Below are 23,795 nucleotides of genomic sequence, written 5' to 3'. Positions count from 1 at the left end.
GGCATCGCCCCCTGGAGGGGGAGGCGCCGCAGGCGCTTCGGGGGTGCTGTTTCATGTCAGGTCTTGCGCCCCATCAGGCCCTCGGGACGCCATATCAAGACGATCGCCATCAACACGTACACGCCCATGCCGCTCAACTCGGCGAAGAACACCTTGCCGAAGGTGTCGACGAAGCCGACCAGCAGGGATGCGACCAGGGCGCCGGTGATGGAGCCGATGCCGCCGATCACTACCACCACGAAGCAGATGATCAGCACGCTCGCGCCCATGCCCGGATAGACCGAGGACATCGGCGCCGCGATCATGCCGGCCAGCGCGGCCAGCGCAACGCCCGCCGCAAAGACGATGCGGTAGAGCCGCCGGATGTCGATGCCAAGTCCGCGCACCATGTCGCGGTTGCTGGCGCCGGCACGGATCATCATGCCCAGGCGCGTGCGGTTGACCACGTAGTACAGGCCGACCGCCAGCAGCACGCAGGCTGCCGAGGCGAAGAGCCGGTACCAGGGATAGCTCATGAGACTCCCGAGCGCGAAGCTGCCTTCGAGCCAGGGCGGCGCCTTGACGCCGTGCACGTCGTTGCCCACCAGCAGCGAGCGCAGTTCCTCGAACACCAGGATCAGGCCGTAGGTCATCAGCACCTGCTGCAGGTGGTCGCGCTGGTAGAGGTAGCTGAAGAACGCCCACTCCAGCAGGTAGCCGAACAGCGCGGCGAGCACCACGCCCGCCACCAGCATCACGATGAACTGGTCGCCGAACAGCGGCGACAGCGCGAACGCCATGTAGGCGCCCAGCATGTAGAAGCTGCCGTGGGCCAGGTTGATCACGCCCATGATGCCGAAGATCAGCGTCAGTCCGGAGGCGACCAGGAACAGCAGCAATCCGTACTGCACGGAGTTCAGGCACTGAACAAGAAAGGTACCGAAGTCCACAAGCGGTTTTTACTGGTTGAGGTCGTTGGCTACCGGGGTTCCCTTTTGGGAAACACCGCGGAACCGGCTCCGCCGGGCCGCTGGTGTTGCCCCCGGTAGGGGGTGGGCGCCCGGACACGAAGTGCCGGGCAACCTGGGGGGGAGTTACATCCTGCAGCCACGGGCCGGATCGGCCAGGTTCTTGACCGCGACGCCGACCATCTTGTTCTCGTTGCCCTCGACCTTGCGCAGGTAGACGTCCTGCACCGGGTTGTGCGACTTGCTGATCGTGAAGGTGCCGCGTGGGCTGTCGATCTTGGCCTTCTCGATGGCGCCGGCAAACTCGGCCTTCTTGCTGATGTCGCCCTTGACCGCGGCGAGGCCTATGGCCAGCATCTGCGCCGCGTCGTAGCCCTGCACCGCGTACACGTCGGGCTGCAGCTTGAAGGACTTGGCGTAGGCGGTGCGGAAAGCGGTGTCGCGCGGCGTGTTGAGGCCGTCGGCATAGTGCAGCGTGGTCAGCATGCCCTGGGCGGCTTCGCCCTGCGCTTCGAGCGTGCCGTCGGTCAGGAAGCCCGGGCCGACGAGCGGGATGGTCTTGTTGAGGCCTGCTGCCGCGTAGTCCTTGACGAACTTGACCGCGCCGCCGCCGGCGAAGAAGGAGTACACCACGTCGGGCTTGGCCGCCGCGATCTCGGTCAGGAGCGCCTGGAACTCGACGTTCGGGAACGGCACCGTCAGTTGCTTGTCCACCTTGCCGCCGGCCTTCTCGAAGCCTTCCTTGAAGCCGGCCACCGACTCGTCGCCGGCCGCGTACTTCCAGGTGATGGTCATGGCCTTCTTCTTGCCCTGCTTGCCCGCCACCTCGCCCATGGCGTAGGCCGGCTGCCAGTTCGAGAACGAACTGCGGAAGATGTTCGGTCCGCACATCGGGCCGGTCACGGCGTCGGCGCCGGCGTTCGGCACGATCAGCACGGTGCCGCTTTCCTTGGCCGCCTTGGCCATCGCCATCGCCACGCCCGAGTGCACCGTGCCGATGATCACGTCGACGTTGTCGCGCTTGATCAGCTTGTTGACGTTGTCGGTGGCCTTGGCCGGGTCCGACTCGTCGTCGACCTTGACGAACTCGATCTCGCGGCCGCCGAGCTTGCCGCCCTGTTCCTCCAGGCGCAGCTTGAAGCCGTTCTCGATGGCGACGCCGAGCGCGGCGTAGGTGCCGCTGAACGGCAGCATCAGGCCCACCTTCAGCTTGCCCTGCTGGGCGTGGCCCAGCGTGGCGATGCACGCGAGTGCCAGGGCTGTCAGGGTGGTGCGTGCGATGCGGTGGCTCATGGAGGTCTCCTTCGGTTTGATTGAAATTACTTTACAGCTAAACTATTCACGATTCAAGTAAGAGTTTCCCCATGACGGCCGGCATTCGCGCGGGGCGGATGCTAGGAGGGGCTTCCTGTCTTGATGAATGAAACGGTCGCCACTATCGCCGTTTCGGGCTGATCGCGATGCGGGGAATGCCCGCAGTCCGGGATCTCCAGCAGCCGGGTCTGCGGCACCCGTTCGGCGATGCCTCGAATCTGCTGGAGTGTGCCGTACGCGTCGTCGATGCCCTGGATGGCGAGCACCGGGCAGCGGATGCCGCCGAGTTCGTTCTCGATGTTCCATTGCCGGAAGGGCGGATGCAGCCAGATCCTGTTCCAGCCCCAGAAGGCGGAGTCGGCGTCGTCGTGGTAGCGACCCAGCTGCTTCGGCAGGTCGGTCTCCAGGTAGGCCTGCCGCGCCAGCTGGATATTGGCCACCGTCACGTCCTCCACGAAGATGTGCGGCGCCAGCACCACCAGGCCCGCGACCCGTTCCGGGAAGCGCGCGGCGTAGAGCAGCGCGATCGAGCCGCCGTCGCTGTGCCCGAAGAGCCACGGCGTCTCGGCGATGCCCAGCGCCTCGAAGAACGCCGGCAGCACCTCATGCGCCTGCCGGTGCATGAAGTCGACGTCCCAGCTTTCGTCGGCCCCGCGCGGCGTCGAGCGGCCGTAACCGGGGCGCGAGAACACCAGGCCGCGGAAGCCGCCGGCTTCGCACAGGCGCTCGGGGAAGTCCTTCCACATCGCGATCGACCCGAGGCCTTCGTGCAGGAAGACCACCAGCGGCGCATCGGTGCGTTCGGGGGCGATCCGCGCGTACTCGATGCGCACTTCCTTTCCCCGCCAGCGGATGGCGGCGAATTCGGAGTCGGTGGTCATGGTTTCGCCGCCGGGCCGCCCCAAGGCGAAACGCGCCCCCTCGGGGGGCAGAGAGGACACGAAGTGCCGAACGTGGGGGTCATTTCTTCTCCCGCTCGCGAAGACGGAATCGCTGGATTTTTCCGGTGGCGGTTTTTGGAAGTTCCTCCACGAACTCGATGAAGCGCGGGTACTTGTAGGGCGCCAGGCGTTCCTTCACGAAGGCCTTGAGTTCGTCGTCGCTGACCGACTGGCCGTCCTTGCGCACCACGAAGGCCTTGGTCTTCGTGAGCCCGTCGGCGTCCTCCTTGCCGATCACCGCGGCCTCGAGCACCGCCGGGTGCTGCATCAGCGTGGCCTCGACCTCGAAGGGCGAGACATAGATGCCGCTGACCTTCAGCATGTCGTCGCTGCGGCCCGCGTAGGTGTAGTAGCCGTCGGCATCGCGCGAGTACTTGTCGCCGCTCTTGGTCCAGCCGTCGCGGAAGGTCTCGCGGGTCTTCTCCGGGTTGCCCCAGTACATCAGCGCGGTGCTCGGGCCCTTGATGTAGAGGTCACCGACCTCGCCGACCGGCACCGGCCGGCCGTCCTCGCCGCGCAGCTCGATCTCGTAGCCCTCGACCGGGCGGCCGGTGGTGCCGTAGCGGATGTCGCCCGGCCGGTTGGAGATGAAGATGTGCAGCATCTCGGTCGAGCCGATGCCGTCGACGATCTCGCAGCCGAAGTGCTGCTGGAAGCGCTGCGCGATCTCGCCCGGCAGCGCCTCGCCGGCCGAGGAGCACATGCGCAGCGCGACCGCCTCGCGCGCCGGCAGGCGGGGCGAGGCGAGCATGCCGGCGAAGCCGGTCGGCGCGCCGAAGAACACGGTCGGCTTGTGGGCGCCGGTCCAGCGCTTGAAGGTGGCGTCGGGCGTGGGGCGCTCGGCCATCAGCAGCACGGTGGCGCCGACCGACAGCGGGAAAGTCAGCGCGTTGCCGAGACCGTAGGCGAAGTACATCTTCGCGGCCGAGAAGCAGATGTCGTTTTCGGTCAGGCCGAGCACCGGCTTGCCGTAGAGCTCGGCGGTCCACCAGGGGTTGGCGTGCGTGTGCACCGTGCCCTTGGGCTTGCCGGTGGAGCCGGAGGAATAGAGCCAGAAGGCGTGGTCCTGCGGACCGGTGGCCGCCGGTGCCGCGAGCGGTTCGCTGGCGGCGATCGCGGAGTCGAAATTCCGCGCGCCCTCGGGCAGCGGGCCGTCGGGCTGCGACACGAACAAGGTGCGCAGCGCGTTCGGTCCCTTCGCCATCGCCTCCTGCAGCACCGGCAGCAGCGCGCCCGACACCAGCGCGGTGGTGGCGCCGCTGTGGTCGAGCATGTAGGCGTAGTCGTCGGCCGTGAGCAGCGTGTTCACCGCCACCGGCACCACGCCGGCATAGAGGCAGCCGAGGAAGCTCACGGGCCAGTCGCTGCCGTCGAGCATCAGCAGCAGCGCGCGCTCCTCGCGCCGCGCGCCGCTCGCCAGCAGGGCGGCGGCGAGCCGGCGCGCGCGGTCTTCGAGCTGGCCGTAGCCGAGCGCCCCGCGGTCGTCGACATAGGCGATCTTCTGGGCGCGGCCGCGGTTCAGCGCGAACAGGTGTTCGGCGAAGTTGAATGTGTCGGGCAGGTTCATCGTGTGTCTCCTTCGGTCCTTGTCTGCGGCTGCGGCCTACTGCTGAAGCCCGAGCTGCGCCAGCACGCCGGGGCTGGCCTGCACGGCGCTCCTGCGGTGATAGAAGCCCAGCGCCCGCAGGCCGCCCAGCTCGGCGCCGCCGCCGGCGCGGCCGGGGCCGCCGTGCAGCGACATCGGCATCACGTTGCCGTGGCCGGTCTGGGCCTGCGCCACCTCGGGCGTGATCACGTGCACGCGGCCGTGGCTGGCGGCGACCTGCACCGCAACCCGGCCCAGCTCGGCATCGTCGGCGCCGTAGAGCGAGGTCACCAGCGAGCCCTGGCCGCGATGCGCGAGCGCAATCGCATGGTCGAGGTCGCGGTAGGGCAGCAGCGTGGCGACCGGGCCGAAGACCTCGACCTCGTGCACGCGGTCGGCCGCGTCGGCATCGCGCGCGCCCAGCAGCACCGGGCCGATGCAGGCGGCGACGGCCGGGTCGGCGTCGACCAGCGGCGCGGCGCTGCCATCGTGCAGCACGCCGGCCTGCGCCTTGAGCGCTTCCAGCCCTTCGCGCACCGCGGCCAGCTGGGCGCGGCTCACGAGCGACCCCATGCGCACGCCCTCGCTGCGCGGATTGCCGACGGTGATGCCGGCCAGCTTGGCGCCGATGGCTTGCGCCGCGGCGTCGTAGACCGCGGCGGGCACCAGGATGCGGCGGATGGCGGTGCATTTCTGGCCCGACTTCACGGTCATCTCGCGCACCACTTCGCGCACCAGCAGGTTGAAGGCGTCGGAGCCCGGCGCCGCATCCGGCAGCAGCAGGGCGGAATTCAGGCTGTCGGCCTCGATGTTGACGCGCGCCGAACGCTGCGCCACCGCCGGGTGCGAGCGGATCACGGCGCCGGTTTCGGCCGAGCCGGTGAACGAGACCACGTCGAAGGGTTCCAACTGGTCCATCAGCCCGGCCGAGCTGCCGCAGACCACCGACAGCGCGCCGGCCGGCAGCACCCCGGCCTCGACCACGTCGCGCACCATCCGCTGCGTGAGCCAGGCGGTGGAGGTCGCGGGCTTCACGATCACCGGCACGCCCGAGAGCAGCGCCGGCGCGGCCTTCTCCCACAGGCCCCAGGACGGGAAGTTGAAGGCGTTGATGAACAGCGCCACGCCGCGCGTGGGCACCTGCAGGTGCTGCGACTGGAACAGCGGCTCCTTGCCGAGCTTGACCGCCTCGCCGTCGCGCAGCGCGCGGACGTCGCCGAGCGCGTCGCCCCACTTGGCGTACTGCCCCACGGTGAAGATCGCGCCGTCGATGTCGACTGCCGAGTCGTTCTTCACCGTGCCCGAGTTGGCGGTGGCGATCTCGTAATAGGCGTCGCGGTGGGCTTGCAGGACCTTCACGATCGCGGCCAGCAAGCCGGCGCGCTCGCGGTAGGTCAGGGCGCGCAGCGCCGCGCCGCCCGTTTCACGGGCGAAGCGGAAGGCGCCGGGGAGGTCGAGCCCGGTCGCGTCGACCCGCGCCAGCTCGGTGCCGAGCACCGGATCGACGAGCGCCGTGCCGGCGCCGCTGCCGGCCTGCCAGCGTCCGGCGACAAAGTTGGGGAGAAGTTCGGTCATTTGCGGTTGATTCCAATCGTCTGTTCGGGAAACGCCGCGGAACCGGCTTCGCCGGGCCGCTGGCGTTGCCCCCTGCAAGGGGGTGGGCGGCTACACGCAGTGAGCCAACCTGGGGGTGTAGGTCATTTACTGAACTGGATTTGCCCTTCGGGCAGGAGATAAAGAACCAGCGCGCGCCCTTGTGCGACCGTGGGGTGATGGGCGCTCCCGGGCGGATAGACGCACCAGCCGGCCGGCCGGCCGTCGAAGGTCGCATCGCCTTCCAGCGGCATGATCAAATCGATCTCGCCATTCGGATGCGTGTGGTGCGGCCCGGCGATGTCCCGCATGTCGACCACGTCGACCGAAAAGCGGCCCAGCGCGTCCTCGGCCTTGAACACCCGTCCATAGCGGATGCCGCCGCCCTCGCGCTCGCACAGCCAGCCTTGGGCCACGCCCTCGACGCAGGCCTGCTTGAGGCCTTCGAAGGTGGGGCTGCCGGCGCCGTGCTGGCTGTTGAGCCAGCGGTCGAGCGCGTCGTCGAGCGGCCGGCCGGCGATCTGCGACGCCAGGTCGGCGACGCGCTGGTGGAAGGCTTGCTTGGACATGGGATATTTCTTCGTGCGTGGGGAACAACTTGCGGCAAATGCTTTCGTGCAGTATCTTGCCTGTACACGAACCATAAGCACCGACACAGTGAGTGTCAAGCAATATAGTGCATGAGTGCGCGTTAACCCTGAGTTGCGGGCCATCGAGGACAACGAGAAAGAGCCATGAACGAGCGAGCAGTCGACGCGGTATTGACCGTGCCCCATGAGGCGACCCCGCCGGCCGAGGAGGCCAAGAACCCGCTGCTGGCGGCGCTGGGCGAGCGCGTACGCAACCTGCGCGCCCGCCGCGGACTGACGCGCAAGGCCGTGGCGCAGGCGGCCGAGGTCTCGGAACGCCATCTCGCCAATCTTGAATACGGCATCGGCAATGCCTCGATCCTGGTGCTGCAGCAGGTGGCGACCGCGCTCCAGTGCTCGCTGGCCGAGCTGGTCGGCGACGTGACCACCACCTCGCCCGAATGGCTGCTGATCCGCGAGCTGCTCGAGGACCGCGGCGAGGCCGACCTGCGCCGCGCCCGCATCGCGCTGGGCGAACTGCTCGGCACCGCGGCCGGCGACCCGGCGCGGCACCGGCGCATCGCGCTGGTCGGGCTGCGCGGGGCGGGCAAGTCCACCCTGGGCCAGATGCTCGCGGACGACCTCGAAGTGCCTTTCGTCGAGCTGAGCCGCGAAATCGAGAAGTTCGCCGGCTGCAGCGTGCGCGAGATCCACGACCTCTACGGCACCAACGCCTACCGCCGCTACGAGCGGCGCGCGCTCGAGGAAACGGTGCAGATCTACAGCGAGGTGGTGATCGCCACGCCCGGCGGCATCGTCTCCGATCCGGCCACCTTCAACCAGCTGCTGGCGCACTGCACCACGGTCTGGCTGCAGGCCGCACCCGAGGAACACATGGGCCGGGTGGCCGCCCAGGGCGACACCCGCCCGATGGCCGCCAGCAAGGAGGCGATGGACGATCTGCGCCGCATCCTGAGCGGCCGCGCAGCCTTCTATTCGAAGGCCGACCTCAGCGTGGACACCAGCGGGCGCGGCCTGGCCGACAGCTTCCAGCTGCTGCGCACGGCCGTGCGCGAGGCCATGGCGCAGGAAGTCTGAGTCCGGCGCCGCAGGACCTGTAAAAAAGTCATTCCGGTGTTGACGCGCCCGTAAACATGCAGCATGATGCATGTCCCGGCGATCGAAAACTGCATTATTATTCCTCGGCGCCCCCGAACCCCACAGGAGACCTCGACATGACCGACACTGCCGCTCACCCCGCCCGCGTGGATTACCGCACCGATCCCACGCAGTACCGCCACTGGACATTGAGTGTCGAGGGCCCGGTGGCCCGCCTGTCGCTCGACATCGCGGAAGACGGTGGCATCCGCCCGGGCTACAAGCTCAAGCTCAACAGTTACGACCTGGGCGTCGACATCGAACTCAACGACGCGCTGAACCGCGTGCGTTTCGAGCATCCCCAGGTGCGCTCGGTGATCGTCACCAGCGGCAAGGACCGCATCTTCTGCTCGGGCGCCAACATCTTCATGCTCGGCGTCTCGAGCCATGCCTGGAAGGTGAACTTCTGCAAGTTCACCAACGAGACCCGCAACGGCATCGAGGACTCGTCGAAGCATTCGGGCCTGAAGTTTCTCGCGGCGGTCAACGGCGCCTGTGCCGGCGGCGGCTACGAGCTGGCCCTGGCGTGCGACGAGATCCTTCTGGTCGACGACCGTTCCTCCTCGGTCTCGCTGCCCGAAGTGCCGCTGCTCGGCGTGCTGCCCGGCACCGGCGGCCTGACCCGCGTGACCGACAAGCGCCGCGTGCGCCATGACCTGGCCGACATCTTCTGCACCAGCGTCGAAGGCGTTCGCGGCCAGCGCGCGGTCGAGTGGCGCCTGGTCGATGCGATCGCCAAGCCGGCCCAGTTCGGCGCCGCGGTGCAGGAGCGCGCCGCCAAGCTGGCCGAAGGCAGCCTCCGCCCGTCCGAAGGCAAGGGCGTCAGCCTGGCACGCCTCGAGCGCGAGGACGGCGCCGACAGCCTGCGCTACGAGCACGTCACGGTCGAGATCGACCGCGCCCGCCGCACCGCGACCCTGACGGTCAAGGCGCCGAAGGGTGCGCAACCGGCCGACATCGGCGCGATCGAAGCCGCCGGCGCCGGCTGGTGGCCGCTCGCAATGGCGCGCCAGCTCGACGACGCGATCCTCAATCTGCGCACCAACGAGCTCGACATCGGCACCTGGCTGCTCAAGACCGAGGGCGATGCCCAGGCCGTGCTGGCCAGCGACGCCACCATGCTCGCGAACAAGGACCACTGGCTGGTGCGCGAAACGCTGGGCGCGCTGCGCCGCACGCTGGCCCGGCTCGACGTTTCGTCGCGCAGCCTGTTCGCGCTGATCGAATCGGGCTCGTGCTTCGCCGGCCTCCTGGCGGAACTGGCTTTCGCGGCCGACCGCGCCTACATGCTGGCCCTGCCCGACGACGCCGACAAGGCGCCCAAGCTGACGCTCGACGAACTCAACTTCGGTTTCTTCCCGATGGTCAACGACCAGAGCCGCCTGCAGCGCCGCTTCTATGAGGAAAGCGCGCCGATGGAAGCCGCCCGCGGCGCTGCCGGCAAGGCCCTCGACGCCGACGAAGCGCTCCAGCTCGGCCTGGTCACGATGGCGCCCGACGACATCGACTGGAACGACGAGATCCGCATGGCGATCGAGGAACGCGCCGCGATGTCGCCCGACGCGCTGACCGGCCTCGAAGCCAACCTGCGCTTCGCCAGCAAGGAGAACATGAACACCCGCATCTTCGGCCGGCTCACCGCCTGGCAGAACTGGATCTTCAACCGCCCCAACGCGGTCGGCGCCAAGGGCGCACTGAAGGTCTACGGCACCGGCGAGAAGGCCGGCTTCGACTTGAACCGCGTCTGATCCATCCGTCCACAACGAACTCCCAAAGGAAGCACGCCATGAGCACGGTCAACTACAGCGAAAAGATCCCCAACAACGTCAACCTCGGCGAAGACCGCACCCTGCAGCGCGCGCTCGAAGGCTGGCAGCCCAACTTCGTCAACTGGTGGGACGACGTCGGCCCGGACGGCTCGACCGCCTACGAGGTCTACCTGCGCACCGCGGTCAGCGTCGACCCGCAGGGCTGGGCCCAGTTCGGCCACGTGAAGATGCGCGACTACCGCTGGGGCATCTTCCTGAACCCGGGCGACGCCAACCGCGAGATCCACTTCGGCGACCACAAGGGCGAGAAGGCCTGGCAGGACGTGCCCGGCGAGCACCGCGCCAACCTGCGCCGCATCATCGTGACGCAGGGCGATACCGAGCCGGCCTCGGTCGAGCAGCAGCGCCACCTGGGCCTGACCGCGCCCAGCATGTACGACCTGCGCAACCTCTACCAGATCAACGTGGAAGAGGGTCGCCACCTGTGGGCCATGGTCTACCTGCTGCACAAGCACTTCGGCCGCGACGGCCGCGAAGAGGCCGAGGCGCTGCTGCAGCGCCAGTCCGGCGATGCGAACAACCCGCGCATCCTGGGCGCCTTCAACGAGAAGACGCCCGACTGGCTGGCGTTCTTCATGTTCACCTACTTCACCGACCGCGACGGCAAGTTCCAGCTGTCGGCGCTGGCCGAGAGCGCCTTCGATCCGCTGGCGCGCACCACCAAGTTCATGCTGACCGAAGAAGCGCACCATATGTTCGTGGGCGAGAGCGGCGTGTCGCGCGTGCTGCAGCGCACCGCGCAGGTCATGAATGAGCTCAAGACCGACGACCCGCAGAAGGTGCGCGCGGCCGGCGCCATCGACCTGGGCACGATCCAGCGCTACCTGAACTTCCACTACAGCGTGACCATCGACCTGTTCGGCGCCGACCAGTCGAGCAATGCCGCCATCTTCTACAGCTCGGGCCTGAAGGGCCGCTACGAAGAAGGCAAGCGCACCGACGACCACGTGCTCAAGGGCCAGACCTACAAGGTGCTCGAGGTGGTGAACGGCCAGCTCGTCGAGAAGGACGTGCCGATGCTCAACGCGCTCAACGAAGTGCTGCGCGACGACTTCATCAAGGACTCGGTGGCCGGCGTGCAGCGCTGGAACAAGGTGCTCGAGAAGGCCGGCATCCCGACCCGCCTGACCGTGCCGCACAAGGCATTCAACCGCCAGATCGGCGCGCTGGCCGGCATCAAGATGTCGCCGGACGGCCGGGTGGTGAGCGAGGCCGAATGGGCCGCGAAGAAGGGCGAATGGCTGCCGACGCCTGATGACTTTGCTTTCGTGGCATCGTTGATGGGCCGCGTGGTCGACCCGGGCAAGTTCGCCGGCTGGATCGCGCCGCCGGTGATGGGCATCAACCGCCAGCCGGTCGATTTCGAATACGTCCGCTTCGGCTGAACTGTTGCTCGCCCCCAGGTTGCCCGGCACTTCGTGTCCGGGCGCCCACCCCCTGCCGGGGGCAACACCAGCGGCCTGGCCAAGCCAGTTCCGCGGTGTTTCGCGAAGGGGCCTGCGCTATGCGCGGCCGGGGCGGTACGAGTACCCTGAACGGTATGGACCGTCTGGAAGATAGAGGAGACCCACGATGGACATGGCAGTCGATGTTTCTGTGATCAGGCAGCACCTGATCGACCCCGAGATCTGCATTCGCTGCAACACCTGCGAAGCCACCTGCCCGGTCGATGCGATCACGCACGACGACCGCAACTACGTCGTTCGTGCCGATGTCTGCAACGGCTGCATGGCCTGCATCTCGCCGTGCCCGACCGGCTCGATCGACAACTGGCGCACCATGCCCCTGGTGCGCGCCTACTCGATCGAGGAGCAGCTGACCTGGGACGAACTGCCGGCCGAACTCACGCCCGAGCAGCTCGAGGCCGAAGGCGTCGGTGCGCCTCAGGAGGCGCTGCTGCAGGTGCCGGCCGCGCCGCCGCAGCCGCCCGCGGCGCCCGGCGAAGTGGCTTTCGATTCGGCGCAGTACGGCGCCACCGTGCCGCCCTGGTCGGCCGCGCACGCCTACACCAACCTGCATCCGCCGAAGAATCCGACCACCGCCACCGTGGTGGGCAACTTCAACTGCACCGAAGCCGGCTACGAGAACCAGACCCACCACATCGTGCTCGACTTCGGCGCCATGCCGTTCCCGGTGCTCGAGGGCCAGTCGATCGGCGTCATCCCGCCCGGCACCGATGCCAACGGCAAGGCGCACTTCGCGCGCCAGTACTCCATCGCGAGTCCGCGCAACGGCGAACGGCCGGGTTACAACAACATCTCGCTGACCGTGAAGCGCGTGCTGGAGGACCACCAGGGCAAGCCGGTGCGCGGCGTGGCCAGCAACTACGTGTGCGACCTCAAGGTCGGCGACAAGGTGCAGGTGATCGGGCCTTTCGGCGCCTCCTTCCTGATGCCGAACCACCCCAAGTCGCACATCGTGATGATCTGCACCGGCACCGGCAGCGCACCGATGCGCGCCATGACCGAATGGCGCCGGCGGCTGCGCAAGAGCGGCAAGTTCGAGAGCGGCAAGCTGATGCTGTTCTTCGGCGCCCGCACGCAGCAGGAGCTGCCGTACTTCGGTCCGCTGCAGACGCTGCCCAAGGACTTCATCGACATCAATTTCGCCTTCTCGCGCACGCCGGGAACCCCCAAGCGCTACGTGCAGGACCTGATGCGCGAGCGCGCCGCCGACCTGGCCGAATTGCTCAAGGACAGCCAGACCCACTTCTACGTCTGCGGCCTGAAGAGCATGGAAGAGGGCGTGGTGCTGGCGCTGCGCGACGTCGCGACGGAGGCCGGACTCGATTGGGACACGGTGGGCGCCGGCCTCAAGCGCGAAGGCCGCCTGCACCTGGAAACCTACTGAGCGACGGTTGATGAAGTTCGCCGACTTCCATGCGGGCCGCGTCATCGAGGCCGGCCCGTACCTCGTGACCGAGACGGAAGTCCTGCAGTTCGCGCGGGCCTTCGACCCGCAATGGTTCCACACCGACGCCGAGGCGGCGTCCGAGGGGCCCTTCGGCGGCCTGATCGCGAGCGGCTGGCACACCAGCGCGATCGCGATGCGGCTGGTCACCGAGGCGGCGCTGGCCGGCTCCGAATCCTTCGCCTCGCCGGGCCTGGCCTTCCTCAAGTGGCCGAATCCGGTGCGCCCGGGAGACAGCCTGCGCCTGCAGGCCGACGTGATCGAGGTGCGGCGCTCCGAGAAGCGGCCGACGCTGGGCATCCTGCGCTGGCGCTGGCGGCTCTTCAACCAGCGCCAGTTGCCGGTGCTCGACCTCGAGGCGACCAGCCTGTTCAGGCTGCCGGCCTGATCTCACTCCGCCGGCGGCGGGCGCCAGTCCTCCTTGGCCACCAGCACCGGGGTGGCGGGCTGGAGCACGAAGTTCGGCGACATGATCTGCACGCCGTACTCGTTGAAGACGTCCTGGATGTGGCCGTGCAGCGTGTTGAGCACGTCGTACTTGGGCGCCCCCGCGCGCATGAAGACGTTGAGCTCGTACTCGACGTAGAAATCCTGCAGCCGCACCTGGCGCACCGCGGGCGGCGGATCGGCCAGCAGGTCAGGGGTGCGGCCGGCGGCCATCACGAGCATGGCATGCACCTGGCGCCAGGGGCTGTCGTAGCCGATCGTGACCGAGGTGGACAGCGCGATGCCGCGGCCGCTGGTCCTGCTGGTGTCGCTCGAATTCAGGATCCGGGTCGCGACCACCAGCGAGTTGGGCAGCGTGACCTCCTGGTCGAGGCGGTTGCGCAGCTTGGTCGAGAGCGTGCCGAGCTCGATCACGTAGCCCTCGGCCTCGCCGATCTGCACGTAGTCGCCGGGCTGCAGCGCCCGCGAATAGATCAGCACGAAGCCGGACATGATCTGCGACACCACGCCGGACGAGCCGAGCGTCACCAGCACGCCGAAGAACACGCTCAGGCCCTTGAACGCATCGGAGTCGGATCCCGGGATGAAGGGATAGGCGACCACCGCCGCGAACAGCCACACCAGCACCACCGTCAGCCGGCGCGTGGCGCCGATGGTGTCGGCCTGCAGCGCCGCGACTTTCACGCCGCTGGCGTGCGCGGCATTGAACAGCGCATGCAGGCCGCGCACCGCCAGGTGCGCCAGCAGGAAGATCGCAGCGACCAGCGCCAGGTCGGGAAGCGCGTGCAGCACCGCGACCGCGAACCCCGAGGCCACCGCGAACAGCGAGCTGTCGAGCGTCTCGCCCCAGGGATGGGTGTAGGGGAAGCGGGTCAGCGCGTAGGCGAGCCAGACATACACCGCCATCAGCATCAATGCGATCTTGAGCCACTGGATCGCGTAGCCCAGGGTCAACACGATGATCCGGCGCGCGTCGAACAGGGACCGTGCGGCCGCGCGTGCGTGCAGGGCCCGCATCCGGGCCTCGATGCCGGCGGCCAGCCGCTGCAGCGCGAACACCACCGCCGCGAGGGCCGCCGTGGCGAGGGCGACCCAGCCGAGCGAGATCGCGAACTGGCGCGTGCTGCTCTGCGCCTGCCGCGCGAGCAGGGCCTCGTGCAGTCGCGCGGCGGCCTGCGCAGCGACCTGCGCCACCCCCGGATCGCCCGGCTCCAGATCGCTGGCAAAGATCGCGAACAAGGTCTCGCCTTCGAGCATCACCGCATAGCCCGGCACGCCTTCATGGGTGAAGCTGGCGACCTCGACGGGCGCGCCCAGGCTTGCCAGACGGAGCTCGCGGATGCGCTCGGCGGCGCGATGGGCGCGCTGCTGCGGCGAGAGGCCGAACATCGGCACGTGGAAGACGAAGACCTGGCGATTCCACACCTTCAGCGCAGCGCCCGTGGGCGCGGCTTCCTGGGCCGCGCCGGCGCCCGCCGCCGCGGTCAGAAGCCAGGCCAGCAGCAAGACGGCCCGGCACAGGGGCGCCCCGAGATGGGCGACGAAACAGAAGAATCGAATAAGAGCCATCCCGGGTGCCAGCCAGCCTCAACGGGCCTGCAGTGTTGCAGTCCCGAGTTGTGCCAGGACGGCCGGCGCTGCTGTGGTCGCCGCCGCCTTGGGTTCCTTCGGTTTCGGCTCGCAGCCAGCGAGCGCCGCCGCTGCCAGGCAGACGGCAATTGGAAGTGCAAGGCTTCGATGCGTCATGGTTGCTCCTTGTGAACCGGCAGAAAGTACACCACGATCGGCCGGCCCCGACAAGGAGCGGGCTCAGCCCCGCGTGCGGGACGGCAGCACCGTCCCGCGGCTCTCGCCGAAGCCGATGCGCGCCGCACCCGGCTTCTCGCACCAGCCGCGCAGCATCACCGCGTCGCCATCCTGCAGGAAGCCGCGCGGGTCGCCGTTCGCGAGCGCGATCGGCGCCTGCCCGCCGCGCGTCAGCTCGATCATGGCGCCGGCCTCGCCCGGCCCCGGGCCGGAAATGGTGCCGCTGCCGAACAGGTCGCCCGGGTTCAGGCTGCAGCCGCCCACCGTATGGTGCGCGACCATCTGGGCGACGCTCCAGTACTGGTGGCGGAAGCTTGTCCCCGACAGGCGCGAGGGGCCGGAGCCGTCGGCGCGGTCGCGCTCGCTCTCCAGCCAGACCTCGAGCCGGATGTCGATCGCGCCGCTGTCGCGGTTGGCGGCGCCCTCGAGGTAGGCCAGTGGCTGCGGGTGATCCGCCGGCCGCGTCCAGGCCGTGCGATAAGGCGCCAGCGCCTCCATCGTGACGATCCACGGCGAGACCGTGGTGGCGAAATTCTTCGCCAGGAACGGACCGAGCGGCGCCATCTCCCAGAACTGGATGTCGCGCGCCGACCAGTCGTTGAGCAGGCAGATGCCGAAGATGTGTTTTTCGGCGCGCTCGAGCGGAATCGCTTCGCCCGCCGGATTGCCCTGCCCGATGTAGATGCCGAGCTCGAGTTCGTAGTCGAGCCGCGCGCAGGGGCCGTAGCTCGGCGCTCGCGCGCCGGGCGCCATCGTCTGCCCCATCGGCCGGTGGAACTGCTGGCCGCTGACGCCGAGGGTCGACACCCGGCCGTGGTAGGCGATCGGGATCCACTGGAAGTTCGGCGTGATCGGGTCGTCGGGCCTGAGCAGGCGGCCGATGTTCAGCGCATGGTCGATCGAGGTGTAGAAGTCGGTGTAGTCGCCGATGCGCGCCGGCAGCGCGAACTCGACCCCGGACTGGGGCCGCAGGCCGGCGCGCACCGCGTCGACCGTGGCGCCGGCAGCGCCTTCCTTCAGCGCGGCGAACAGCGCCTGGCGCAGCGCACGCCATGCGGTGGGGCCGAGGGCGAAGAAATCGTTGAGCACGGGCTGTGCGCAGGCACGGGCGGCTTGCAGCGCCAGGCCGTCGAGCGTCCGGGCCTCGGCGAGCGCCGCCAGGTCGATGACCTGGTCGCCGATCGCGACTCCGCCGCGAAAGGCCTCGCTGCTGCCGGCACCGCGGAACACCGCGAACGGCAGGTTCTGGACGGGGAAGTCGCAGCCCTCGGCCTGGGCCGAGGCAAGCCAGCTGCGGGCGGCGGGGTCGTGCGTGTGATCGAGTGGCATGGTGGCGCTCTCAAACGCTGGCCATCAGCGCATCGTCGAAGATCGCGACCGCGCGCGTCCAGCCGGCCGAGGCGCCGCGGATCTTGTGCGGGAAGCAGCTGATGAAGAAGCCGTCGGCCGGCAGCACCTCGAGGTTGTGCAGCTTCTCGATGTGGCAGTAGCCGATGTCGCGCCCGGCCTTGTGGCCTTCCCAGATCAGCGAGGCGTCCTGCGTCTCGCCGTACTTCTTCGCGGTATGCACGAAGGGTGCGTCCCAGCTCCAGGCATCGGTGCCGGTGAGGCGCACGCCGCGCTCCAGCAGGTACATCGTCGCCTCGTAGCCCATGCCGGCGCCGGCCGACACGTAGTCGTTGTGGCCGTAGCGCGAGCCGGCGCGCGTATTGACCACCACGATCTCCAGCGGCTTGAGCGTGTGGCGGATGCGCTTCAGCTCGGCCTCGACATCGTCGGCCGTGACGACGTAGCCATCCTCGAAGTGGCGGAAGTCGAGCTTCACGGCGGGCTGGAAGCACCACTCGAGCGGCACGTCGTGGATCGCGATCGCGGGCTTCTTGTCACCCAGCGCCTTGTCCATCGTCGAGTGGAAGTGATAGGGCGCATCGAGGTGCGTGCCGTTGTGCGTGGACAGCTGCACCAGCTCCACCGCCCAGCCCTCGCCGTCGGGCAGGTCTTCCTTCTTCAAACCCGGGAAGAAGGGCGCGATCTGTTCGTAGGTCTGTTCGTGCGTGAAGTACTGGATCTTCGGCGCGAAGGCCGGCGGATCGGACAGCACGTCGTTCTCGAGAAAGATGGACAGGTCGACGAACTTGCGGGTCATGGGGGCTCCTTTTAGTCAGTTGAGGAAAGAGCAAGAGACTGCTGCGCCGTTTCCTGGTCTGTCCCGCAAAGTCTCAAGCGTGCTGCCAACGCAGCAATTTCTTTTCTGCGAATGCCAAGAGCGCATTGCTGGCGAAGCCGATCAGGCCCAGCAACGCGATGCCGGCGAACAGGTCGCTGGCGCGGAAGGCGCGCGCCGCGAGCAGGATGGCCTGCCCCAGCCCGCTTTGCGAGGCGATCATCTCGCCGACCACGGCGACGATCAGCGAGATCGTCATCGACAGGCGCATGCCCGCCAGGATGTCGGGCAGCGCATTCGGCAGGCCGATTTTCCAGACGAAGGCGGCGCGCGGCAGCTGCAGGCAACGCGCCACTTCGGCCAGGCGCGGCTCGACGGCCGCGAAGCCATGCACGGTCGCCAGCAGCACCGGCCACATGGCACCGAAGGCCACCACGAACAGCACCATGCCGGGGTTCAGGCCGAAGATCGAGATCGCCAGCGGCAGCAGCGCGGAAGCGGGCAGCGGGCGGATGAACTCCAGCGTCGGCTGGACCCAGGCGCGCACCGCCGGCGAGACGCCGATGGCCGCACCCAGCGCGACGCCGAAGAGGGAGGCCAGCAGCCAGCCTTCGAGCATGCGGCGCACCGTCGCCAGCGTGTAGTCGAGCAGATCGCTGCGCAGGCCCTCCGCGAGGCTGGCCAGCGTGGCCTCGGGCGTCGGCAAGAAGACGCGGCTGACCCAGCCGGCGTTGCTGGCGGTCCACCACAGCGCGACCAGCGCGGCCAGCACGCCGGCCGAGCCGATCCAACTGCCGATGCGGCTGTTCATGGTGCCGCTCCCATGCGCCGCGCCACCCGATGCTGAAGGTGCTGCATCGCGGCGTTGATCGCGTAGCCGACGACCCCGATCCAACCCAGCCAGGCCAGCATCAGCGCCGGGTCGAAGCTCTGTTGCGCGATCATCATCGCGTAGCCCATGCCGTTGGGATTGGCGGCGATCTCGACCGTCACGGCCACCACCAGCGCCACCGCCACACCCAGGCGCAGCGCCACGAACAGGCGCGGCACGATCGCCGGCAGCACGATCTTCCAGGCCCGGTCGCGCCTCGACAGGCCCAGCACCCGGCTGACCTCCAGCAGGCGCGGGTCGACCTGGCGCACCGCCGCCTGCACCAGGATCAGCATCGGCCAGAAGGAGGCGAAGGCGACGATGGCCAGCTCCATGCGCACGCCGAAGCCGAACATCAGCATCGCCAGCGGGATCAGCGCCACCGAGGGCACCGGGCGCAGCACTTCGATCGAGAGCAGGCCGAGATCGGCGGCGCGCCGCGACAGGCCCAGCACGATGCCCCCGCCGATCGGCGGCGCGGCGCGCATACCACTCGAAGGCGCCCAGCAGCAACGCCGGCAGCACCCAGGGCCGCAGTACACGCAGTGACGAGCGTGGGGGCCTCTCAGTCATGGCTCTGCGCGATGAAGGCGAACAGCTCGCGCCGAAGCCGCAGGAACTCGGGGTGTTCCTTGGTCGTGAGCTGGTCGCGCGGGCGCGGGATGTCGACCTCGATCATCCGCGCCATGCTCGGGCGGCCCGGGCCCGGATCGGCCTGCAGCGCGATCACGCGGTCGCCGAGATAGATCGCCTCCTCGAGGTCGTGGGTGACGAAGAGCACCGTGAGTCCGTCCTCGCGCACCAGGCGGGCGAGCTCGTCCTGCAGGCCCTGGCGGGTCAGGGCGTCGAGCGCGCCGAAGGGCTCGTCCATCATCATCAGCTCGGGCTTCTGCGCCAGGCAGCGCGCGATCTGCGCCCGCTGCTGCATGCCGCCCGACAACTGCGTCGGGAACTTGCCTGCATGGCGGGCCAGGCCGACCTTGGCCAGCGCCTCGGCGATGCGCGGCGGCCGCAGGCCCGCGGGCACGCCGGCGGCCTCGAGGGCCAGGCTCACGTTGCCTTCCACCGTGCGCCAGGGCAGCAGCGCGCGGCCGTAGTCCTGGAACACGAAGGCCACCTCGCGCGACGGCCCGGTCATCGGCCGGCCATTGCGCCGCACCTCGCCGGCGCTGGCAGCGACCAGTCCGCTGGCGGCGCGCAGCAGGGTGGTCTTGCCGCAGCCGCTGGGGCCGACGATGCAGACGAACTCGCCGCGTGCCACCTCGAAGGAGGTCGGCGACAGCACTTCGCGGCCGTCGTAGCGGATGCTGACGCGGTCGACGCAGAGGACGTCCGTGGCCGGCATCGCGCGCGCGTTCACGTTCACCTCGCGACCAGTTTCGAGACCTCGATCGGGGTCTTCAGCATGCCCTGGTCGTTCATTAGGCCGACCCAGTAGGCGAGCTGCTTGTCGCTCACCAGCGCACCCGGCGGCGAGATCTGCACCTTGGCCAGCACCTCCGGCGGCAGCTTGATGTACTTGCCGATGCTGGCGCGGACCCGGGCGTCGTTCTTCGGCTGCTGCATGAAGGCTGCGCCCTCCTGCACCGCCTCGCGGAAGCCGCGCGCCGCGGCGGCGTTCTGCTGCACCCATTCGCGCTTGGCGGCGTGGATGATGGTCTGGTTGCCCTCGGGCAAGAAGGTCGAGTAGTACGAGGCCACGTAGCCGGCGCCGCTGTCGGTGATGCGGCTCATGAACGGGTCCGCCGACACCACAGCGTCGACCGAGCCGCCGCGCAGCAGGTCGCCGTGCTGCGCAAAGGCGGCCTCGACGAAGTTCACCTTGCGGTAGTCGACGCCGTTGTCCTTCAGGTAGGCGCGGAAGGTCACGTGCAGGAAGGCGCCGAGGCCAGGCACGCCGATCTTCTTGCCCACGCAGTCCTGCGCGGTCCTGATGCCCGAGCCCGCGCGCGCCACCAGTCCGAAGCCGGTGATGGTCTTGGAGGTGAGGCCGCCGCCCGCCACCACCATCAGGTCGAGGCCGCCATCGACCGCCTGCAGGAACACCGAGGGCGTCGGCCCGCCGATCTGCAGCGAGTCGGACTGCAGCGCGGCCGGAATGGTGGAGTTCAGCGGAATGAACTTGAGCTCGACATCGAGGTTGCGCTTCTTGAAGTGGCCCTCCTCGGCGGCCACGAAGACAGAGGCGAAGTCGGTCACCGCGGTGTAGCCGAACACGATCCGGGTGGCGGATTGGGCGCGCGCGGGCAGGGCGGCGCCGAGGGCGGCGGCGCTCATCGCCGACAGCAGGCTGCGTCGTTTCATCATGTCTGTCTCCTGGTGTGGGGTTTTTTCTGCGGGGTCCGGGGTCGCGGCAGCGCGGCGCGCAGGCCGCCGACGATGAAGCTCACGAGCATCGGTGCTGCGGCCGGATCGCCGCGGCGGTTCTCGCCATGCGACAGCCGTTCGATGCGGGTGTCATTCAGGTGATGCAGCAGCGCGCCCAGCGCGAACTGGTAGCCCCAGGCGACCTGGCCGCGCGTGGCGTGCGGCAGGGCGATGTGCAGGGCGTCGATGTAGGCCTCGGCCAGCGGATCGAAGTAGCCGCGCAGCACGCGGTCGACTTCCTCGGTCGCGTGGTAGAGCTCGCGCGCCACCAGCAGCGCGTAGAACTCGCCCTCGGCGCTCGCGCGCAGGGCCAGCACCGGGCCGGTGAAGGCCTCGATGATGCGCGGCAACGTGCGCGGGTCGGCCGGGTCGTTGCGCACCGCCCGCAGGCCTTCGAGCCGCTCTTCGATGGTGTGGTTCCAGTGCGCGAAGATCGCGTGGAAGAGCTCGTGCTTGGGCCCGAAGTAATAGCCCACCAGCGCCAGCGGCACGCCGGCCTCGTCGGCGATCTGCCGGATCGACACCACGTGGTAGCCGTGCTGGGCGAAAAGTTTTTCGGCTGCCAGCAGGATCGCCTGCCGGCGGTCGGGCCGCGCGCCCTCGGCGGCTGGCGCGGCGCTGCGGCGGAGCGATTTGCGAACGGGCGCGGCGCGTTGGACCATGGCGCGATTGAACGATCGTACAAACTTATTGAACACTCGTACAAACCCTGTGCTTTCCCGCATTGCTGCGCCGGCGCCCGCCGCGTTAGGCTGCGGGGGTGAACCCAACAACCCCCGCCCCCTTCGTTCCCCGGATCCGCCTGTACCGGGAGTGGCTGCGCGACACGCGCGGCCTGAGCTTCGACACCTATGACGCGCTGTGGCGCTGGTCGGTCACGGACCTGCCGGCCTTCTGGCAGAGCATCTGGGATTTCAGCGGCATGCAGTCGCCGACGCCGGCCAGCGCCGTGCTGGCCGAGGCGCGCATGCCCGGCGCGCGTTGGTTCCCGGGCGCCCAGGTGAACTACGCACGCGAGGTGCTGCGCCATGTGGACGCGGCGCATGCGGCGGGCATGCCGGCCGTCGTGAGCGAGAACGAGCGGGGCGAGGTGCGCGAGATGTCCTGGCCCGAGCTTCGGCGCCAGGTCCATGCCTTCGCGCTGACGTTGCGCGCGCTCGGCGTCGGGCGCGGCGACCGCGTCGCGGCCTACCTGCCGAACGTACCGGAGACCTTGATCGCCTTCCTGGGCTGTTCCAGCGTCGGTGCGATCTGGAGCGTCTGCGCGCCGGACATGGGCACCGCCGCGGTGGTCGACCGATTCCGCCAGATCGAGCCCAAGCTGCTGATCGCCGCCGACGGCGTGCATTACGGCGGCAAGCCGCTGGATCGCAGCGCCGTGGTGCAGGAGCTGCGCGCCTCGCTGCCCAGCGTGGGCCGGCTGGTGCTGCTGAAGACGCCTTACGCCGCGCAGCAGGTCGCGGCCGATGCCGAATGGACCGCCGCCGTGGCGCGCGACGATGCCGAGGTCGCGGCCTTCGAGCCCGAATGGCTGCCTTTCGACCACCCGGTCTGGATCGTCTACTCGAGCGGCACCACCGGCCTGCCCAAGCCGATCGTGCACGGGCAGGGCGGCATCATCGTCAACATGTACGCCGGCGGCCTGCATCACGACCTCGGTCCGAGCTATGGCGCCAATAACTTCGGCGAGCGCTACCACTGGTACAGCTCGACTGGCTGGGTGATGTGGAACTCGCAGCTCTCGGGCCTGGCTTTCGGATCGACCATCTGCATCTACGACGGCCACCCGGCCGGCAGCCGCGAGAAGCCCGACTGGGGCGTGCTGTGGCGCTTCGTCGCCAGGCACCGGGTCAGCTTCTTCGGCGCAGGCGCGGCCTATTTCGCCAGCTGCATGAAGGCCGGCCTCGAGGCGAAGGACTGCGGCGATCTCGCGCGCGTCCGGGCGCTGGGCAGCACCGGCTCCCCCTTGGCCGAGGAGGTGCAGCGCTGGGGCACGGCGCAGCTGCTGGCGGCCGGCGCGCCCACGGTCTGGTGGTACAACATTTCCGGCGGCACGGATTTCTGCGGCGCCTTCGTCGGCGGCAACCGCGAGTTGCCCGAAGTTCCGGGCCAGATGCAGTGCCGCTTCCTCGGCGCCGCGGTCGAGGCCTGGAACGAGGCCGGCCAGCCCGTGATCGGCGAGGTCGGCGAACTGGTCTGCACGCAACCCATCCCGTCGATGCCGCTCTGCTTCTGGGGCGACGAAGGCAACGCGCGCTATCTGTCGAGCTACTTCGACACCTACCCGGGCGTCTGGCGCCACGGCGACTGGATCCGGATCGGCGAGGACGGCGGCTGCATCATCTACGGCCGTAGCGACGCCACCATCAACCGCCAGGGCCTGCGCATGGGCACCAGCGAGATCTACAACGCGGTCGAAGCCTTGCCGGAGGTGCTCGACTCGATGGTGGTCGACCTCGAATACCTGGGCCGCGAGAGCTACATGCCGCTGTTCGTGGTGCTGCGCGAGGGCGCGGTGCTCGACGACGCGCTGCGCGGCCGCATCCACCAGGCGATCCGCACGTCGCTGTCGCCGCGCTTCGTGCCCGACGACACCTTCCAGGTGGCCGAGATCCCGCGCACGCTGTCGGGCAAGAAGCAGGAGCTGCCGATCAAGAAGCTGCTGCTGGGCCAGCCCATCGACAAGGTCGTGAACCGCGAGGCGATGGCCAACCCGGGCAGCCTCGACTGGTACGTCGCGTTCGCGGCGCAGCATGCGCAGGCGCACAATCCGGCCGCATGAAAAAACGCACGATCCTGTTTCTTCTCGGTGCTGCCGGGGCCGTTCTTTTGACGGCGTGCGCAGCGCCGCCGGGCGCCTCGACGCCGGAGGCAGCCGCGCCGCTGCGGGTGACCGGCTCCGTCGCCTACCGCGAACGCATCGCGCTCGACCCCTCGGCCGAGATCGTGGTGCAACTGCTGGACGTCTCGCGCATGGACGTGGCCGCCGTGGTGCTCGCCGAGCAGCGCTTGCGCGCCGGCGGCAACCAGGTGCCTTTCACGTTCGAACTGAGCGTCGATCCGGCACGCATCGATCCGCGCATGCGCTACACGGTCTCCGCCCGCATCCTTCAGGGCGATCGGCTGCTGTTCATCACCGACACTTCGCACCCCGTGCTGACCCAGCGGCAGGGCAACACCGCCAGCCTCATGCTGGTGAGGGTGGAGCGATAGGTTGGCGCACTTCGTGTGGCCGCTGGTTCCGGCCGGCGCAGCCTGGCGCCCCGACACGAAGTGCGGGGCAACCTGGGGGCG

20 protein-coding genes and 1 pseudogene are annotated in these 23,795 nt (G+C 68.9%); 7 read left to right on the top strand and 14 right to left on the bottom strand.

The window, feature by feature from the left end; all coding sequences use genetic code 11:
• Window positions 1-56: 56 nt before the first annotated feature.
• The 6 genes from AC1DYK_RS30650 to AC1DYK_RS30625 form a co-directional block, all read right to left on the bottom strand.
• A complete protein-coding gene (locus AC1DYK_RS30650) occupies window positions 57-929 on the bottom strand; it encodes a branched-chain amino acid ABC transporter permease (protein ID WP_478088220.1) in 873 nt (290 codons plus the stop codon).
• 144 nt (window positions 930-1,073) lie between these two features.
• Window positions 1,074-2,240, bottom strand: coding sequence for an ABC transporter substrate-binding protein (locus AC1DYK_RS30645; RefSeq protein ID WP_478169740.1), 1,167 nt, complete (start codon window positions 2,238-2,240; stop codon window positions 1,074-1,076).
• 101 nt (window positions 2,241-2,341) lie between these two features.
• Window positions 2,342-3,142 carry an alpha/beta fold hydrolase gene (locus tag AC1DYK_RS30640; protein ID WP_478169739.1) on the bottom strand — a complete coding sequence of 267 codons (801 nt, stop codon included), beginning with the start codon at window positions 3,140-3,142 and terminating at the stop codon, window positions 2,342-2,344.
• 79 nt (window positions 3,143-3,221) lie between these two features.
• On the bottom strand, window positions 3,222-4,769 hold the full coding sequence (locus tag AC1DYK_RS30635; protein ID WP_478169738.1) for a benzoate-CoA ligase family protein: 1,548 nt from the start codon (window positions 4,767-4,769) through the stop codon (window positions 3,222-3,224).
• 36 nt (window positions 4,770-4,805) lie between these two features.
• Complete coding sequence (locus tag AC1DYK_RS30630; RefSeq protein WP_478169737.1) at window positions 4,806-6,362, bottom strand: 3,4-dehydroadipyl-CoA semialdehyde dehydrogenase; 1,557 nt, start codon at window positions 6,360-6,362, stop codon at window positions 4,806-4,808.
• Window positions 6,363-6,484: 122 nt separating this feature from the next.
• The gene (locus tag AC1DYK_RS30625) at window positions 6,485-6,949 is read right to left on the bottom strand and encodes a 4-hydroxylaminobenzoate lyase (protein ID WP_478169736.1); all 465 of its coding nucleotides are present in this window, start codon (window positions 6,947-6,949) and stop codon (window positions 6,485-6,487) included.
• Between the two features lie 165 nt (window positions 6,950-7,114).
• On the opposite strand from AC1DYK_RS30625, the gene AC1DYK_RS30620 reads away from it, so the two are divergent.
• The 5 genes from AC1DYK_RS30620 (at window position 7,115) to AC1DYK_RS30600 (ending at window position 13,234) form a co-directional block, all read left to right on the top strand.
• Complete coding sequence (locus AC1DYK_RS30620; protein WP_478169735.1) at window positions 7,115-8,047, top strand: helix-turn-helix transcriptional regulator; 933 nt, start codon at window positions 7,115-7,117, stop codon at window positions 8,045-8,047.
• Between the two features lie 137 nt (window positions 8,048-8,184).
• Entirely contained in the window at window positions 8,185-9,855 is a 1,671-nt protein-coding gene (gene boxC, locus AC1DYK_RS30615; RefSeq protein ID WP_478169734.1) for a 2,3-epoxybenzoyl-CoA dihydrolase, read from the top strand.
• A gap of 38 nt (window positions 9,856-9,893) precedes the next feature.
• Window positions 9,894-11,321, top strand: a complete 1,428-nt coding sequence (gene boxB, locus AC1DYK_RS30610) for a benzoyl-CoA 2,3-epoxidase subunit BoxB (RefSeq protein WP_478087919.1) — start codon at window positions 9,894-9,896, stop codon at window positions 11,319-11,321.
• A 187-nt stretch (window positions 11,322-11,508) separates the two neighbouring features.
• Window positions 11,509-12,786 carry a benzoyl-CoA 2,3-epoxidase subunit BoxA gene (boxA, locus tag AC1DYK_RS30605; protein WP_478169733.1) on the top strand — a complete coding sequence of 426 codons (1,278 nt, stop codon included), beginning with the start codon at window positions 11,509-11,511 and terminating at the stop codon, window positions 12,784-12,786.
• A gap of 10 nt (window positions 12,787-12,796) precedes the next feature.
• Window positions 12,797-13,234 carry a MaoC family dehydratase gene (locus AC1DYK_RS30600; protein WP_478169732.1) on the top strand — a complete coding sequence of 146 codons (438 nt, stop codon included), beginning with the start codon at window positions 12,797-12,799 and terminating at the stop codon, window positions 13,232-13,234.
• 2 nt (window positions 13,235-13,236) lie between these two features.
• Here AC1DYK_RS30600 and AC1DYK_RS30595 read toward each other — a convergent pair whose 3' ends face one another.
• The 8 genes and pseudogenes from AC1DYK_RS30595 to AC1DYK_RS30560 all read right to left on the bottom strand — a co-directional run bounded on the left by AC1DYK_RS30595 (window position 13,237) and on the right by AC1DYK_RS30560 (window position 21,163).
• Window positions 13,237-14,862 carry a mechanosensitive ion channel family protein gene (locus tag AC1DYK_RS30595; protein WP_478169731.1) on the bottom strand — a complete coding sequence of 542 codons (1,626 nt, stop codon included), beginning with the start codon at window positions 14,860-14,862 and terminating at the stop codon, window positions 13,237-13,239.
• Window positions 14,863-15,102: 240 nt separating this feature from the next.
• Window positions 15,103-16,428 carry a fumarylacetoacetase gene (gene fahA / locus AC1DYK_RS30590; protein WP_478169730.1) on the bottom strand — a complete coding sequence of 442 codons (1,326 nt, stop codon included), beginning with the start codon at window positions 16,426-16,428 and terminating at the stop codon, window positions 15,103-15,105.
• A gap of 10 nt (window positions 16,429-16,438) precedes the next feature.
• Entirely contained in the window at window positions 16,439-17,245 is an 807-nt protein-coding gene (locus AC1DYK_RS30585; RefSeq protein WP_478169729.1) for a cyclase family protein, read from the bottom strand.
• Between the two features lie 73 nt (window positions 17,246-17,318).
• Window positions 17,319-18,074, bottom strand: a complete 756-nt coding sequence (locus AC1DYK_RS30580) for an ABC transporter permease (protein WP_478169728.1) — start codon at window positions 18,072-18,074, stop codon at window positions 17,319-17,321.
• A pseudogene (locus AC1DYK_RS30575) lies at window positions 18,071-18,707 on the bottom strand (ABC transporter permease). The gene AC1DYK_RS30580 and the pseudogene AC1DYK_RS30575 overlap by 4 nt, the downstream one beginning before the upstream one ends.
• Entirely contained in the window at window positions 18,700-19,479 is a 780-nt protein-coding gene (locus AC1DYK_RS30570; RefSeq protein WP_478169727.1) for an ABC transporter ATP-binding protein, read from the bottom strand. Before AC1DYK_RS30570 ends, AC1DYK_RS30575 begins: the two are co-directional and overlap by 8 nt.
• Before the next feature lie 17 nt (window positions 19,480-19,496).
• Window positions 19,497-20,441 (bottom strand): ABC transporter substrate-binding protein, encoded by a 945-nt coding sequence (locus AC1DYK_RS30565; protein WP_478169726.1) that lies wholly within the window; start codon window positions 20,439-20,441, stop codon window positions 19,497-19,499.
• Entirely contained in the window at window positions 20,438-21,163 is a 726-nt protein-coding gene (locus tag AC1DYK_RS30560) for a TetR/AcrR family transcriptional regulator (RefSeq protein ID WP_478169725.1), read from the bottom strand. The genes AC1DYK_RS30565 and AC1DYK_RS30560 overlap by 4 nt, the downstream gene beginning before the upstream one ends.
• Before the next feature lie 98 nt (window positions 21,164-21,261).
• On the opposite strand from AC1DYK_RS30560, the gene AC1DYK_RS30555 reads away from it, so the two are divergent.
• Both AC1DYK_RS30555 and AC1DYK_RS30550 read left to right on the top strand, forming a co-directional pair.
• Window positions 21,262-23,283, top strand: coding sequence for an acetoacetate--CoA ligase (locus AC1DYK_RS30555; protein ID WP_478169724.1), 2,022 nt, complete (start codon window positions 21,262-21,264; stop codon window positions 23,281-23,283).
• The gene (locus AC1DYK_RS30550; protein ID WP_478169723.1) at window positions 23,280-23,714 is read left to right on the top strand and encodes a YbaY family lipoprotein; all 435 of its coding nucleotides are present in this window, start codon (window positions 23,280-23,282) and stop codon (window positions 23,712-23,714) included. The genes AC1DYK_RS30555 and AC1DYK_RS30550 overlap by 4 nt, the downstream gene beginning before the upstream one ends.
• Window positions 23,715-23,795: the final 81 nt, after the last annotated feature.

The organism is Variovorax sp. P2_H12 (assembly GCF_056403395.1).
The sequence above is the reverse complement of the archived record's forward strand: the minus strand, read 5'-3'. Positions and strand labels throughout refer to the sequence as shown.

Excerpts from the sequence above, each read along its gene's own strand:
- AC1DYK_RS30645 (WP_478169740.1), bottom strand. The coding sequence starts at position 2,240 with ATGAGCCACCGCATCGCACGCACCACCCTGACAGCCCTGGCACTCGCG.
- AC1DYK_RS30640 (WP_478169739.1), bottom strand. The coding sequence starts at position 3,142 with ATGACCACCGACTCCGAATTCGCCGCCATCCGCTGGCGGGGAAAGGAA.
- AC1DYK_RS30635 (WP_478169738.1), bottom strand. The coding sequence starts at position 4,769 with ATGAACCTGCCCGACACATTCAACTTCGCCGAACACCTGTTCGCGCTG.
- AC1DYK_RS30630 (WP_478169737.1), bottom strand. The coding sequence starts at position 6,362 with ATGACCGAACTTCTCCCCAACTTTGTCGCCGGACGCTGGCAGGCCGGC.
- AC1DYK_RS30625 (WP_478169736.1), bottom strand. The coding sequence starts at position 6,949 with ATGTCCAAGCAAGCCTTCCACCAGCGCGTCGCCGACCTGGCGTCGCAG.
- AC1DYK_RS30620 (WP_478169735.1), top strand. The coding sequence starts at position 7,115 with ATGAACGAGCGAGCAGTCGACGCGGTATTGACCGTGCCCCATGAGGCG.
- boxC (WP_478169734.1), top strand. The coding sequence starts at position 8,185 with ATGACCGACACTGCCGCTCACCCCGCCCGCGTGGATTACCGCACCGAT.
- boxB (WP_478087919.1), top strand. The coding sequence starts at position 9,894 with ATGAGCACGGTCAACTACAGCGAAAAGATCCCCAACAACGTCAACCTC.
- boxA (WP_478169733.1), top strand. The coding sequence starts at position 11,509 with ATGGACATGGCAGTCGATGTTTCTGTGATCAGGCAGCACCTGATCGAC.
- AC1DYK_RS30600 (WP_478169732.1), top strand. The coding sequence starts at position 12,797 with ATGAAGTTCGCCGACTTCCATGCGGGCCGCGTCATCGAGGCCGGCCCG.
- AC1DYK_RS30595 (WP_478169731.1), bottom strand. The coding sequence starts at position 14,862 with ATGGCTCTTATTCGATTCTTCTGTTTCGTCGCCCATCTCGGGGCGCCC.
- fahA (WP_478169730.1), bottom strand. The coding sequence starts at position 16,428 with ATGCCACTCGATCACACGCACGACCCCGCCGCCCGCAGCTGGCTTGCC.
- AC1DYK_RS30585 (WP_478169729.1), bottom strand. The coding sequence starts at position 17,245 with ATGACCCGCAAGTTCGTCGACCTGTCCATCTTTCTCGAGAACGACGTG.
- AC1DYK_RS30580 (WP_478169728.1), bottom strand. The coding sequence starts at position 18,074 with ATGAACAGCCGCATCGGCAGTTGGATCGGCTCGGCCGGCGTGCTGGCC.
- AC1DYK_RS30570 (WP_478169727.1), bottom strand. The coding sequence starts at position 19,479 with ATGCCGGCCACGGACGTCCTCTGCGTCGACCGCGTCAGCATCCGCTAC.
- AC1DYK_RS30565 (WP_478169726.1), bottom strand. The coding sequence starts at position 20,441 with ATGATGAAACGACGCAGCCTGCTGTCGGCGATGAGCGCCGCCGCCCTC.
- AC1DYK_RS30560 (WP_478169725.1), bottom strand. The coding sequence starts at position 21,163 with ATGGTCCAACGCGCCGCGCCCGTTCGCAAATCGCTCCGCCGCAGCGCC.
- AC1DYK_RS30550 (WP_478169723.1), top strand. The coding sequence starts at position 23,280 with ATGAAAAAACGCACGATCCTGTTTCTTCTCGGTGCTGCCGGGGCCGTT.